This window comes from Pseudomonas sp. S9 (assembly GCF_000222125.1).
Lineage (GTDB): Bacteria > Pseudomonadota > Gammaproteobacteria > Pseudomonadales > Pseudomonadaceae > Aquipseudomonas > Aquipseudomonas segetis.
The window spans coordinates 231,703-244,972 of the sequence record NZ_AFFX01000009.1; the positions used below are offsets into that span (position 1 = coordinate 231,703).

The 13,270-nt window shown below is 54.8% G+C and carries 13 protein-coding genes and 1 tRNA gene; 6 read left to right on the forward strand and 8 right to left on the reverse strand.

Annotated features, from left to right (window positions below):
- Positions 1 to 5: 5 nt before the first annotated feature.
- The 3 genes from PSES9_RS0117380 to PSES9_RS0117390 all read right to left on the reverse strand — a co-directional run bounded on the left by PSES9_RS0117380 (position 6) and on the right by PSES9_RS0117390 (position 3,919).
- Complete coding sequence (locus PSES9_RS0117380) at positions 6 to 2,912, reverse strand: ATP-binding protein (RefSeq protein WP_010489074.1); 2,907 nt, start codon at positions 2,910 to 2,912, stop codon at positions 6 to 8.
- Between the two features lie 154 nt (positions 2,913 to 3,066).
- A complete protein-coding gene (locus tag PSES9_RS0117385; protein WP_029529626.1) occupies positions 3,067 to 3,483 on the reverse strand; it encodes an Ohr family peroxiredoxin in 417 nt (138 codons plus the stop codon).
- Between the two features lie 37 nt (positions 3,484 to 3,520).
- Positions 3,521 to 3,919 carry a sigma factor gene (locus tag PSES9_RS0117390; RefSeq protein ID WP_010489076.1) on the reverse strand — a complete coding sequence of 133 codons (399 nt, stop codon included), beginning with the start codon at positions 3,917 to 3,919 and terminating at the stop codon, positions 3,521 to 3,523.
- Between the two features lie 394 nt (positions 3,920 to 4,313).
- On the opposite strand from PSES9_RS0117390, the gene PSES9_RS0117395 reads away from it, so the two are divergent.
- The 5 genes from PSES9_RS0117395 to poxB all read left to right on the forward strand — a co-directional run bounded on the left by PSES9_RS0117395 (position 4,314) and on the right by poxB (position 9,913).
- Positions 4,314 to 5,450, forward strand: a complete 1,137-nt coding sequence (locus tag PSES9_RS0117395; RefSeq protein WP_010489077.1) for an MFS transporter — start codon at positions 4,314 to 4,316, stop codon at positions 5,448 to 5,450.
- A gap of 12 nt (positions 5,451 to 5,462) precedes the next feature.
- On the forward strand, positions 5,463 to 6,875 hold the full coding sequence (locus PSES9_RS0117400; protein ID WP_010489078.1) for an MFS transporter: 1,413 nt from the start codon (positions 5,463 to 5,465) through the stop codon (positions 6,873 to 6,875).
- A 172-nt stretch (positions 6,876 to 7,047) separates the two neighbouring features.
- The gene (locus tag PSES9_RS0117410; RefSeq protein ID WP_083840288.1) at positions 7,048 to 7,704 is read left to right on the forward strand and encodes a cytochrome P460 family protein; all 657 of its coding nucleotides are present in this window, start codon (positions 7,048 to 7,050) and stop codon (positions 7,702 to 7,704) included.
- A gap of 25 nt (positions 7,705 to 7,729) precedes the next feature.
- Positions 7,730 to 8,113, forward strand: a complete 384-nt coding sequence (locus PSES9_RS0117415; RefSeq protein ID WP_010489081.1) for a Rid family detoxifying hydrolase — start codon at positions 7,730 to 7,732, stop codon at positions 8,111 to 8,113.
- A 63-nt stretch (positions 8,114 to 8,176) separates the two neighbouring features.
- Positions 8,177 to 9,913 (forward strand): ubiquinone-dependent pyruvate dehydrogenase, encoded by a 1,737-nt coding sequence (poxB, locus tag PSES9_RS0117420; protein WP_010489082.1) that lies wholly within the window; start codon positions 8,177 to 8,179, stop codon positions 9,911 to 9,913.
- A gap of 180 nt (positions 9,914 to 10,093) precedes the next feature.
- Here poxB and PSES9_RS0117425 read toward each other — a convergent pair whose 3' ends face one another.
- Positions 10,094 to 10,366 carry a hypothetical protein gene (locus PSES9_RS0117425; RefSeq protein ID WP_010489083.1) on the reverse strand — a complete coding sequence of 91 codons (273 nt, stop codon included), beginning with the start codon at positions 10,364 to 10,366 and terminating at the stop codon, positions 10,094 to 10,096.
- Between the two features lie 49 nt (positions 10,367 to 10,415).
- Positions 10,416 to 10,679, reverse strand: a complete 264-nt coding sequence (locus tag PSES9_RS0117430) for a DUF2790 domain-containing protein (RefSeq protein WP_010489084.1) — start codon at positions 10,677 to 10,679, stop codon at positions 10,416 to 10,418.
- Positions 10,680 to 11,166: 487 nt separating this feature from the next.
- Here PSES9_RS0117430 and PSES9_RS23850 point away from each other — a divergent pair, with 487 nt between their 5' ends.
- Positions 11,167 to 12,210: an ATP-binding protein gene (locus tag PSES9_RS23850; RefSeq protein ID WP_010489085.1), complete on the forward strand. Its 1,044-nt coding sequence runs from the start codon at positions 11,167 to 11,169 to the stop codon at positions 12,208 to 12,210.
- A 249-nt stretch (positions 12,211 to 12,459) separates the two neighbouring features.
- On the opposite strand, the gene PSES9_RS0117440 is transcribed toward PSES9_RS23850, so the two are convergent.
- The 3 genes from PSES9_RS0117440 to ihfA form a co-directional block, all read right to left on the reverse strand.
- Positions 12,460 to 12,536: transfer RNA gene (locus tag PSES9_RS0117440), tRNA-Pro, on the reverse strand.
- 91 nt (positions 12,537 to 12,627) lie between these two features.
- Entirely contained in the window at positions 12,628 to 12,984 is a 357-nt protein-coding gene (locus PSES9_RS0117445; protein WP_010489086.1) for a MerR family transcriptional regulator, read from the reverse strand.
- A complete protein-coding gene (gene ihfA, locus PSES9_RS0117450; protein ID WP_003243414.1) occupies positions 12,965 to 13,267 on the reverse strand; it encodes an integration host factor subunit alpha in 303 nt (100 codons plus the stop codon). Before ihfA ends, PSES9_RS0117445 begins: the two co-directional genes overlap by 20 nt.
- Between the last annotated feature and the right edge of the window lie 3 nt (positions 13,268 to 13,270).

Consider the following 13,270-nt stretch of genomic DNA (forward strand, 5'->3'; position numbering starts at 1 on the left):
GGGCTTCAGGCCATGTCATTGACCTGCTGCCAGAGCTGCTCCAGGCGACGTACATCAAGGGTGTCATGACCTTCACAAACCCAGTTCCGGCAACTTTCCAGCCATTTAATTGCCTGCGCTTTATCACCGCTTTCCATCTGTAGCAATGCAAGATCCATCGAACTACGCAATGTCCAGGCACGGGCGCCTTGTTGCTGGCTCAAGACCAATGACTCTTGCAGGATGACCTCGGCTGCAGTGCTATTGCGAGGCTCGATGGATTTAACAATGCCCGCCTTGAGCCGCAGCAATTCAGGCAATGCGAAGGCATCACCACTCTGGCGACAATGGTTGATGGTGCGCTCCACGATAGGCAATGCCTTGGTGTGCTGGTCGCGCAATATCAAACCTTCAACCAGGGCGATTTCAAATGAGGTGGTGAGTAACTCGTAACGCATGCTGTGCAACCGGGCGAGGCTCTCCTCCAGTATCTCGACCGAATCGGCGGGCTGCTGCGCACGTATGGCTATTGCGGCCTTGAACCCTCTGGAGGCAGCCATATAGGGGCCGAATGCATTTTCCTGGGCGATTTTACTGAAGCCTTCGAGGCTGGCTGTAGCTTTGTCGAGATCGCCGGTCCAGATATAAATACACATCGTCCAGATCAACGCGATGCAATAGGTAACCGAATGCTCCAGCGCAGCTGCTTCAGCTTCGACCTTTGCCGCCCAGTGCCGCGCCTGATCAGGAAAACCCTGCAGCCAGAGCGTACGTGCTAGTGCCAGACCAGTACGGTTATGGTGGTCGAAGCCGTAGTGGATCGTGCTACTGCGCTGCGAAGGCTGACTATTACGCAATGAGCTTTCCAACTCTTGTCGCGCCAGCACTTGATTGCCTAACAAATGATGAGAAACGCCTGCCAGCGATGCAGCAATGGCAAATGCCTCGGGTTTTCCAATGATATTACCGACCTCTACCGCCTGCTCGGCCCAGGCCAGCGACGAGGCAAAGTCGCCGGTGCGCTCGTAAAAAATCTGCAGCCGACCATGCAACCGAAGTTGTGACCAGTAATCGCTTAGCGACACGGCAATATCCAGTGCCCTGAGCAATGCTTTTTCTGCTGCCGCACTATTGCCCCGGGTGAACATCAGTACCAATCCCAGTGCTGCCTGCAACTCCATCTCCACGGGGGTACCATAAAAGCCCAGTTCAAGCAGTTCGGTCGCACGTGAGCACCAGGCTCGACATTCCACCAGCAGCGAATAATGCAGGAATACCTGCGCGCTTGCCGCTGCCAGAGGCAACGCCAGCCCCGGGCTGCCATGGGGGCCAAAACTCCATTCCAACGAACTTCGAATATTGCCGAGTTGATTGGAGAGACGTGCCGCGCTGGCGAAGATCGCGCTCGGCGTGGTCCCCAGGTTCGCCAGTAAATTGGTATAAAACAGTGCATGGCGAAACGCCAGGCCATGAGTCTCCGTCTCGCCCCTTGCCGCCAGTTTTTCCCTGGTAAAGGCGCGGGTCATTTCCAACAAACGATAGGCTGCGTGCATATTTGAATGATCGACGCTGACCAGCCCTTTGCTGGTTAGCTCGTCCAAAACTGCAACTACCCTGATTGACTCAACCTGGCTGTCGGCAATGATTTGCGCCGCTGCATCTTGAGAAAATGGGCCAACGAAAATTGATAGGCGCTCGAACACCAGCTGCTCAAGCGGTGTAAGCAACTCGTAACTCCAGTCCAGCATGGCGCGCAGCGTTTGATGACGAGGCAATGCCGTTCGCCGGCCAGTCCAACCCAAGGAAAAGAGTTCGCCCATCAATGCATGCGTTGCGCTTAAGCCATGGGTAGCAACGCGCACCGCAGCCAGCTCAATAGGTAAGGCCATGCCCTCAAGCCGCCGGCACATATCGGCAATCAAATGTGCAGCGTTAGCTTCCAGCACCAGCGCTGTATTGCCCGATGATGCCCGTTCGACAAATAGCTTGACCGCCGGATATGCCAGCAGCTGCTCGACTGACAGGTCCTGTGGCTCCCGAGGGAAAGCCAGCGGGTTGAGCCAGTGCACATATTCATCGCGCACCCGCAGAGGTTCACGGCTAGTCGCCAACAAACCCACGTTTGGCGCGGCATACCTGATCTGCTCGACGACGTCCGAGACTGCGTCTATCAGGTGTTCGCAGTTATCAAGCACCATGAGCAACTTATGCGAGCGCAGATGTGCGAGCAGCACAGCCATCGGGTCCTCGGCTTGTGCCGGAATATCCAATGCGCCAGCCAAAGCAGAAAGTACCAGATCGGCATCCTCAACCTGGGCCAGGTCAACGAAACGAACACGCTCATAGACTTGAGCGCAAATCTGGTGCGCTACCTCGACCGCGAGGCTGGTCTTGCCCACTCCACCCGCGCCAACGATGGTGAACAATTTGGGATGGGATAGATGACCGACAACCAACTCAACATCTGCCTCGCGGCCGATCAGTTTTATCCGTGGCGGCAAGCTGCCGACGCCACTGACATAGCGCTTTTGGCTATTGACCCTGGGAGGAGGCTCGGCAACTGTCGGTTCAGCTACAGGTAGTTTGATTTTTTCCAGTGGAGCAACAAATGCATAGCCCACGCCCACTTGAGTCGCGATATACCTCGCACCGTCTTCGCCGTCCCCGAGAATCTTGCGCAGGCCGGTCATGTGAAAACGCAGGCTACCTTCCTCGACAATGGTGTCGGGCCAGACCTGGCTGATCAATTCACGCTTGGATAGAACTACGCCGGGCCGTTCAAGAAGTGCAATCAACAAGTCCAGTGCGCGCCCACCGATCTCGACAGGGAGACCATGCTTGGTGAGCAATCGCTTTGACGCCACAACGCAAAATGGACCGAACCCAAGCTGGGTGATAACCGAATCATGCATCTCTGCTGGGGAAGGCTCCATAAGGGCCATACTCTTGAAATCAATAGTCGCTGGTGAGAACTATGCGCGCAGTCCTTTAGCACCATAGATGCTATACATGATTGGTCAAATACAACGCGAGCACAAGATCCTTCGACAGAAGAGGCCTTGCAGATAGGCTGGTGGCGGGCGAGGATCAGACGCGCAGGATAGAAACGTCGATATTGCCTTGGGTTGCCTTTGTGTAGGGGCAATTATGATAGGCCGCGTCCATCAGTTCCTGAGCCACATCTGCTTCGAACTCGGGTAAATACACGGCCAGTCGCGCCTGCAGGAAAAACCCTTGCTCGGCGCAAACAAAGTCGATCTGGGCATCAACCGAGGTATCCTGCGGCAAGCCGATCTTGCGCGCATTGCAAGCGTGTCGCAAAGCGCCAATGAAACTCGCCGACCATGCGATCGCAAACAACTGCTCTGGATTGCAACCACTCCCCGGAGCACCAGGAGGAGAAAGTTTCACGTTCAGTCGTCCGTCCAAACTTCGCCCCTCTCCCTCACGGCCACCAGTCGTATGGGTATGACCGGTGTAGAGTGTCTGAGCGATGCTGATCATGGTAAATCCTTATTCAAAAGCGATAGGACATGCAGGCTCAATTTGCCCGTGCAATTTCTGGCCGCCTGGCCGAGGAAGCTCCAGCCACCAACCTGACCTTGGCCCTGCCGCGCCGGTTGCGCAGGTACTCAACAAACTGGCTGCGCGCTATATCCACCAGCCATGCCCGAACAGGGCGTACTGGGTCGTAACTTGTGCAGTTCCAGCAAATCGCCACGAATGCTGACTGGACTAGCTCATCCAAGTGCTCGTCGAGCGCTCTACCCGCTTGCACCTGGCCTTCGTAATACGCACTCAACAAAGGTGATACCGCGACGTACAGCGGATCTGCAGCCTCTTCCCCGCGAGCAACAACCTCGGCGACCAACATGCCGAGTTGTTCATTGCTAGGTCGATCGACCCCGAGAACGCAATTACTGCGATAACTGTCAGTCATGATCAAGCTCCTTGCAGCCTTTGATCCACTGGATTTGTGGAGTCCGCCGTGCAGTTCTCATTGTTATTCTGGTGACGAGAGTAAAGCGTCGCGCTGATTGATGCCGTTAGCCAGTTATGGGGTGTTAGTTATTGTTAGCTGGAACCCGACTGCATTAAGTATCAGTTTGTATCTGCCGACCATTGAGATACATGGGCTTTAGCCCGAGTGGAAACTGAAAACAGCCCGGATACGAAACTGCGTTCAACTAGCGGGGCAAACTCAATCGCTAGACGCCGTTTAACCATCCGTCTTGCTTCATTTCAGTCTTAACAATAGGTGCGTGATGATTGTTCAACCTCATCGCTCAACTGGCCACAGTGTTGCCGCTATTCTCGGGCTCTTGATTCTTTCCATGTCTCTGCGCCCGGCGATCGTTTCAATCGGTCCTGTCTTGTTGCAGATTCAACAACAGTTTCGCCTCAGCTATGCACAGGCAGCATTGCTGACCTCGATCCCAGATCTGTGCATGGCCGTGTTTGCTCTGATTGCACCGAAAATGGCCAGGCGTTTAGGTGTAGATCAAACGGTTATTGCTGCACTGCTGCTGTTAGCCGTGGCTATCGTATTGCGCGCGCTATCGCAATCGAGCCTCTCACTACTGTTCAGTACCCTATTGGTTGGCGTGGGTATCGCCGTAGGAGGCGCCTTGATTAGCGGTTGGATCAAAACCCACTTTGCCGATCGCGCACCGTTTTACATGGGGATATACGCCGCCGGGCTAAGTGTCGGAGCAACCGTGGCGGCAATCAGTACAGAGTCCATCTCCTTGCACAGCGGTACATGGCGCGTCGGTGCTGGCGCCTGGTCAATATTATGTGTGGGTGCTGTGATCAGTTGGTGGCTACTGGCACGCAGCTTTGCCAAACAGGCACCGGCACTGACTCATCCGCGACCGGTTGGCCTGCCATGGTTGGATCTTCAGGCTTGGCTGGTGGCGCTGTATTTTGGCGGTAGCCAGTTTATTGTCTATGCCCTGTTTGCCTGGCTTGCCCCAGCGGCAGCAGATTGGGATACCGGCTCGCTGACACCTGGCGCTTTGCTTGGCGTATTCACCTTGGTTTTTGCCATTGCCAGCTTTGCCATGGGGGTCATGGCAGGCCCTGCAAAGAACAGGGGGGGATGGTTGATCACCGCGACCACCATTGTAGTTTTAGGCGCGGCTGGGCTCTGGAACGCACCTCGATCACCGGCCATTTTCGCGGTCGTTATGATAGCTATCGGCCTGGGCATGGCATTCACCCTGGCAATGACGCTGCCCCTGGATAAGGTTCACACAGCCGCAGATGCCAATGCCTGGACTGTGTTCATGCTCTTTATCGGTTATTTAATCGCCGCTGCTGGCCCTATAGTCTTCGGGTATCTGCGTGAGCACTCACACGACTATCGCCTATCCTTTGCGTTGTTAACCGGAGTTAGCCTGGCGCTGTTATGTCTGCCCCCCTTACTTAAACCCGATGCAAGCAAAACAGCCGTGCTTTCAGCCAACTGAAGCCATGTAGATATGCAAGGGATTGCTGTTCTGTTCCTGGGCTCATCTTCAGCAAGCAGACCTGACTTGGAAAACAGTCATGCAGGGAGCATTGCGAGCCAGCAAAATGTGCTCAAACGCAGGGTTGGTTCTATTGAAAACCACCAAAATGCACTGTTGTATTTGCCACTTCCACACGGAACCCAACCTATTAACATGCAACCCTTTTGGTACCGCTCATTAAACAAAGACGCTCGCCGTTCATTCTGGACTGTGTTCTGTGGTTTTAGCGTCGACTCACTGGACGTTCAGTTGTATGCCTTTATTCTTCCAGTACTGCTCGCTGCTTGGGGGCTGAGCCATTCTGAAGCCGGATTGCTTGGCGCCGCGACACTGACCTCGTCTGCTTTAGGTGGTTGGGTTGCCGGAATGATGGCTGACCGCTTCGGCCGTTTGCGGGTGCTGAAGCTCACCATTTTATGGTTTGCGATTTCCACTTGCCTTTGTGGCCTCGCAGCTGACTTTGATCAGTTGCTTATAGCCCGGACTCTTCAAGGCATAGGCTTCGGAGGTGAGCTGGCGGTCGGGGCGGTATTTATCGCTGAGATAGCAGGGCCAAATGTCCGCAGCAGAATGGTAGGCATGGCCCAAAGTGGTTGGGCAGTTGGCTGGGGGCTTGCGGCAATTATCTCCGCGATCAGCCTGACCCTGCTGCCGCCTGAGCTGGGATGGCGAGTGACCTTCATCCTGGGTGTGTTGCCAGCGATTGCCATATTTATCTATCGCCTCAAGCTTAAAGAGCCTCAGGCATTTATGCGCTCAAGCCGACAGTTTTCATGGCGGGCAATACTGTCTGGTCCCTATCTGAAATCAACGATATTGGGCAGCTTACTCGCTGCAGGGATGCATAGCGGTTATTGGGCTATCGCAATATGGTGGCCCGCTATGCTTGAAGCCGAGCATGGTCTTGCAACTATTGAGAGCAGACTTTACCTGGCAGTGCTGGTGACTGGTTCCTTTTTGGGTTATGTCGCCGGTTCCTGGCTTGGCGACATAGCTGGACGAAAGGCAACCCTGCTCATGTTCGCGCTGGGAGGGATCTGCATTGCACTGACGTACTCCAACTTGAGCCTGTACCCGACAGCCATGCTGCTGCTCAGCTTTCCATTGGGTTTTGTGGCCACCGGCATGTTTGGTGTCATCGGATCGGTACTTACCGAGCTATTCCCCACAGAGCTGCGGGCCTCTGGGTTGGGGTTCTGCTACAACTTTGGCAGAGGTATCGCCGGGCTTGCTCCAGCGGTAATTGGTGTCACCTCCGAAACCATGGGCATCACAGGTGCGATCGCGACCTATGTGGTATGCGCCTATATTCTGGTAATGATCGTTGCCCTCTTACTACCTGAAACCAGAGGCGTGAGGCTCAAAAATCTTTCCGAGACATAGTGCTTCAAGCCTCGACATCAAATCAGATACAGCCTGCGCTCGGCATGATGCTTTGGTATCGCCCAACACTTTCGTGCAATCGAACCCTCTTGCCCCTCATGTTTTGATCGAACACCGCTAGCGCACAGACCCACGTCAGATGTGCTTTGTTCGATCAACCGAGGGCTTCGCCATGCTTGTCCAGAAATCTCCGGAACGCACGAACACCGCTGCTTCGTACAGCCCGCCATCGCCAACCAAACGCCAAGCCATCCCCCCAAGAAGCCCGGCATTAAAGAACTGCTTGCCTTATTCGATCCTGCTTGCGGCTTGTCTATTAAGTGCTGGATTGGCTACGGCCGCCGAGCCTGACCACCCTTACGCCGCTATCAGTGATGCAGCCGGAAACCTGCACGTACCAGCCAATTACCGCAACACATACCAATTCCTTGGCAGTTGGGCGGTTGCTGCGGACAAGGGCCAGGGCGCGAAACAACTGCATGTGGTGTATGCCTCCCCCAACACTGGGAAAAGCTACAAAAAACTGGGACATTTCCCCGACGGGACAGTGCTGGTAAAGGAAGTTTTCGATACCAGTACAGCGGGCATGACCACCGGAACCGTAAGCCACGCCACCACGCTCAAAGGCTGGTTCGTAATGGTCAAAGACAGCAAGCATGCTTATCCGCAGTCAAAGTTATGGGGCGATGGATGGGGCTGGTCATGGTTTGACGCGAATCAGCCCAATGTCACAACCACCAAGGATCACAACGAGTGCCTGGGATGTCACCAGCCTGCGCGTTCGAGCGATTTGGTCTATGTCCAGGGTTATCCAACCCTCGCTGAATAACCCGTCCATCTACCGGAGCAACGACATGCTCTTGCAAGCCATTCAAGCCGAGCACGCTCCTGCTGCGCTCGGCACCTACAGCCAAGCAATCAAGTGCGGCAATGCCCTGTACTTGTCCGGCCAGTTGCCAATCAACCCGCTGACTCTGCAACCATGCAACGCCAAGGTTGGACATCAACTCCACCATGGATTTGCCAACCTGCGTGCAGTCTCCAAGTCCAGCGGTGGCGATCTTGCGAAGGTGGTCAAGCTCAACCTCTACCTCACCGACCTGACCAACGCACCGAAGGCCAATCAGATCATGGCTGGATACTTCAGCAAGCCCTACCCGGCCCGTGCTGCTGTGGGTGTTGCCAGTATGCCGCAAAATTTCTGCATCGAAGCCGAGGCGATCAGGGTGCTCGATTGAATCACCAATATCTGCCTCCGCCCCAAGGCTTTGAGCTCCATACCAAGTTTGAGGAACCTCGCCATGCCCAAGACAGTTGCCGAACAATTCGTCGAAACACTGGTCGCCGCCGGTATCAAGCGCATCTATGGTGTGGTCGGAGACAGTCTCAATGGGCTCATCGACGTTGTGCAGCGTCGTGGAGATATACAGTGGGTCCATGTTCGTCACGAAGAAGTGGCGGCATTTGCAGCGGGGGCAGAAGCGCACCTGACGGGCTCACTGGCTGTCTGCGCAGGCAGTTGTGGCCCAGGTAACCTGCATCTGATCAACGGTCTTTTCGATGCACATCGCTCACGCGTACCGGTGCTGGCGATTGCCGCGCAGATTCCATCGGCGGAGATCGGCTCGGGCTACTTTCAAGAAACACATCCGCATAGCTATTTCAGTGAGTGCAGTCACTACTGCGAACTGATATCCAGCAATGTGCAAATGCCACGAACTCTTGAGATCGCCATACGTGAAGCGGTCGGCAAGCGCGGAGTATCGGTTGTAGTCATACCCGGCGACGTCGCCATGCAAAAGGCAGAAAATGCGCCGCTGCCGGGCATCGACAACCTGCTTCCGGCAATGCCCGTGGTGACTCCAGCTATAAAGTCACTGCAGCAACTGGCCGACCTGCTCAATAGCGATCGGCGTATCACCTTGCTCTGCGGTGCGGGCTGCGCCGGAGCGCACAAGCAGGTTATCGCCTTGGCCGAACGCCTGCAGGCGCCGGTTGTACATACACTGCGCGGCAAGGAGCATGTGGCTTACGACAACGAGTACAGTGTCGGAATGACCGGCTTGATCGGCATCTCCTCCGGTTACTATGCGATGCTTGATTGCGATGTGCTACTAATGCTGGGCACCGACTTCCCCTATCGCCAGTTCTACCCCCGTGGTAAGAACGTGCGCATCGCACAGGTTGATATACGCATCGAGAACCTTGGTCGCCGTGCCAACCTAGAGCTTGGTCTGGTCGGCGACGTGCGTGCAACGCTTGAAGCCCTGTTGCCACGCCTCAGGTGTAACACCGACAGCGACCACCTGCGACGTGCCCGTGAACATCATGGCCGTAACCAACACGCGCTCGCAGATCAAGCCGCGATAACCCAGCGTAGTAGGCACATCCATCCGCAGCAGATCGTCGATACCCTTAGTGAGCTGGCAAGCGCCGATGCTGTGTTTAGTAGCGACGTTGGCCTCCCAACGGTATGGGCAGCGCGTCATCTGGCAATGAATGGCCAGCGCCGATTATTGGGGTCGTTCGTACACGGCTCCATGGCCAACGCCCTGGCCCAGGCTATTGGTGCTCAGGCAACCTATCGTGATCGACAGGTTATTTCGTTGTCCGGCGATGGCGGCTTCACCATGCTCATGGGGGATTTCCTGACCCTGGCCCAACTTAAGTTGCCTGTGAAAGTGGTGGTGTTCAACAACGGAGCGCTCGGATTCGTCGAATTGGAACAAAAATCCTCGGGCATCCTCAGCGTCGGAACCGATCTCACCAACCCTGACTTTGCCTCCATGGCCCGCGCCATCGGTATCCATGGCATTCGCCTGGAGCACCCCGGACAAATCCGCGACGGCATCGCCGAAGCACTCGCCCACAAAGGCCCTGTCCTGATTGACGCCGTCGTCAGCCGCACCGAACTGGCAATGCCCCCGAGCATTACTGCGCAGATGGCCAAGGGGTTTTCCCTGTATATGCTGCGGGCAGTGATGAACGGACGCGCGGATGAAATCGTGGATCTGGCGGTTGGAAACTGGAGGCGCTAAGCCCGTTTCTCAGCCAGAAATGCCGGGCCAGTCTTCAGTACCCCAGCTCTTGCGAACGTTTTTAACTGACGATCATCACGACTTGACCCTAGCCAAGGTCAAGTCGCTAGAACCCAGGTGTTTGCCCTGGAAGGCGACGCAGGCAGCTGGCTAAATATAGCCGCTGCCTTGCTTCGATGCTCAAACCGGGTACGCCGAGCGATGCCCATGCAGCCAATAGTTCTGCAAGGTGTGGCTGGCGCCATCCTCCGCAATCATTTGCAGGTTTCGACCTTGTGGCGTACGGCTGAAGCCATTCTCAGCCAGGCCATCAAGTTCACTTTTGGCAGCAAGGGATGTCAACTGAAGAGCCACTCCCATATCGCAATGCTGGCCCTGGGCAGCATTGGCATGAACGGCAGCGCCCGCAAGAGAAAAAACAATCGCAACCAGCAGCTTCTTGGCAGTTTTCATGACGTTTTCCTATTCAAGTCTAAAGGCATGCCTTGAGGTTGCAGAATGCTCAACCGCCCTGGCTGCACACTTGGGCGAGCTTGCTGTAGTCGAGTACCTGGGTATGCCCCTTTGAATCCAGGTAGGTCATGTGCGCGCTGACTACACCACAGGTCTGGGCTGGAGCTTCTGTAAGCGAAACCACTTGTGCGACATCGAGCTGGGCGCCGTAGGTGTAGCGTTCATGGTCTTGAGCAGCTTGAGCCATTGCCGGCAGCACTCCCAGGCTCAGGGAGGTGAAAATGCACGCTGCGGTGATGGATTTAAGGTTCATGGTCATTTCCTCTGGGTCGATGGGGGTTAGCCGAGCCGTCGTTGTCGTCTCAGTGGTACCCATTTAATGCCCGCGAGGTATCTCGTATGTGTCTGGTGAGCCCGGTATTGGCATCGCCACGTATCCTGCACCCACTCGGATACAGGGCGTTACATTGAGGCCATATGACGCAGTGAAAAATACTGACCAACGCTAACCGTTCAACTCTGGCCGAGTAGAACCAACTTGGCGTTGCATCAAGCACGGCCACATCTCAATCACAGATATTCGACTCATAAATCCGACCATCGCCCACGAACCGACACCATCGTGCAATGGTTTCGACAGGGGCTATCTGGTGATATGAAGCTGCGTGGGAATACCGCAAGCGGGCAGCGCTATACAAGCGTTCAGCGGCTCGCGAAATTGAAGCATCACGAACCGACAAGCACCGCCAACCAGATAAGACAGATGGATGCCTGCGGTGAGGGTGAACAGGAGCAACACCATGAACCGCTTTGAACACACTCTACCAGCGCACAGCAAATCTTCAGAAGGCGATAAGTCTCTCGCGCTATCTGGGGTTCGGTCTTTGAGTTTTCGGCTGTTTAGCCTGTTCATATTGGGCCTGGTCCTGACTCACAGCCTCCTGTGGGAAGTGCATAAGAACTTCGATCAGCTCGAACTCAGCAGCACTAGCCCCTCCTTTCTCATCGGCGCTCTACTCGGCATCGTATTGATACTTGCAGCTACTTGGCTAACGGCACGACTCATAACCCAACCTCTGCACAGTTTTGAGCAAGTCTTGAATACGCTAGACCCTGCAAGCCCCGAATACTTAGAGGAGGAAGGTCCGACTGAGGTTGTCAAAGTCGTTGCCGCATTCAATGGCATGCAAAGAAGGGTTACTGAGTATTTACAACAGCGGGTGCAGGTTCTCGGTTCTATTTCTCATGATTTACAGGCCCCCATTACACGTATGCGGCTTCGAGCTGAATGCATGGGCGACTCCTTCTACCGTGAAAAGCTTTTCAAGGATTTACAGGAGGTAGAGCATCTGGTGCGTGAAGGCATCGACTATGCGCGCAGTGTTCATCTTATCGAGGAAAGCAGCTGCACCATTGATGTTGATGCCTTTATTGAGAGTCTGATCTTCGACTACCAAGACACCAGGCAACGGGTGTATTGCGCTGGAAAGAGTAATGCCTTGATTGATGCAAAACCCATAGCGCTACGCAGAGTTTTGACCAATCTTGTAGATAACGCCCTGAAATACGCTGGGGCAGCAGCCGTGACGGTAGCGGTTACAGACGCCAGGCTATCAATCAAGGTACAAGACCGCGGTCCTGGCATTGCAGAGCAGCTGTTGGCTGACGTACTCAAACCTTTCTACCGAGCAGATGAAAAGAAAAACACCTGCATTCGAGGGAATGGCTTGGGCTTGGCGATCGCGCAGCAACTAATGAACACCATGGGCGGCTCAATTAGCCTATGCAACCGGCAAGGAGGCGGGCTGTGCGTGGAGCTGCAACTTGGCTGCCGGCCTGTTTGAAGGAAGCCTAGAGGTTGCTTGAATACGATCACCTATACGTCAGGTCATGCAGCTGTATTAGAGCCTGGCCGACTTGTTGAAGCCATCCGGGGCTAAGATGCACACGAGCGCAAGCATACAATCGCCCGCTACCTTGGCGAAAAAACTACCAGAGCAGGCATGTTCTGGGGGGAGGCGGTGTAGGGCTCAACAAAATACCCAAAATGAAAAGCCTAATGCGCGAACATTGGGCTAAGTCATTGAAAAATATGGTCGGGACGGAGTGATTCGAACACTCGACCCCTTGCACCCCATGCAAGTGCGCTACCAGGCTGCGCTACGCCCCGACTAGGTGAGGTCAGCTTTTACCTTGACCTCGAAAACGTCGAGAATCATACAATAAGGTCCTGAATTATGGAACCTTTTGCTTTCGATTCTCTAATGACGAAGCACATGCAAGACGTCTTCCAACTCGGTAATGGTCTGCTTGATAAGCTGCTTATACTGAGTGGTGTCGTCTTTGGCTTCATCGCCTGACAAGCGCTGTCGCGCACCGCCTATGGTAAAGCCCTGGTCGTAAAGAAGCGCGCGAATCTGGCGGATCATCAGCACGTCTTGACGCTGATAATACCGGCGATTGCCGCGTCTTTTTACCCGGTTAAGTTGGGGAAACTCCTGCTCCCAATACCGCAACACATGCGGTTTGACAGCACAGAGTTCGCTAACCTCGCCGATCGTGAAATACCTTTTGCCTGGTATGACAGGTAATTCGTCGTTATGACTTGGTTCCAGCATAAGCCTCAACCCTGGCTTTAAGTTTTTGGCCGGGACGGAAAGTCACTACACGGCGAGCCGTGATAGGGATTTCCTCCCCCGTTTTTGGGTTACGACCGGGACGCTGACGCTTATCGCGCAGGTCAAAGTTACCGAACCCTGAAAGCTTGACCTGCTCGTTGAGCTCCAACGCTTGCCGGATCTCTTCGAAAAACAGTTCAACCAACTCCTTGGCTTCCCGTTTATTCAGGCCTAGCTCCTCATACAGACGTTCGGCCATTTCAGCTTTCGTCAGAGCCCCCATACG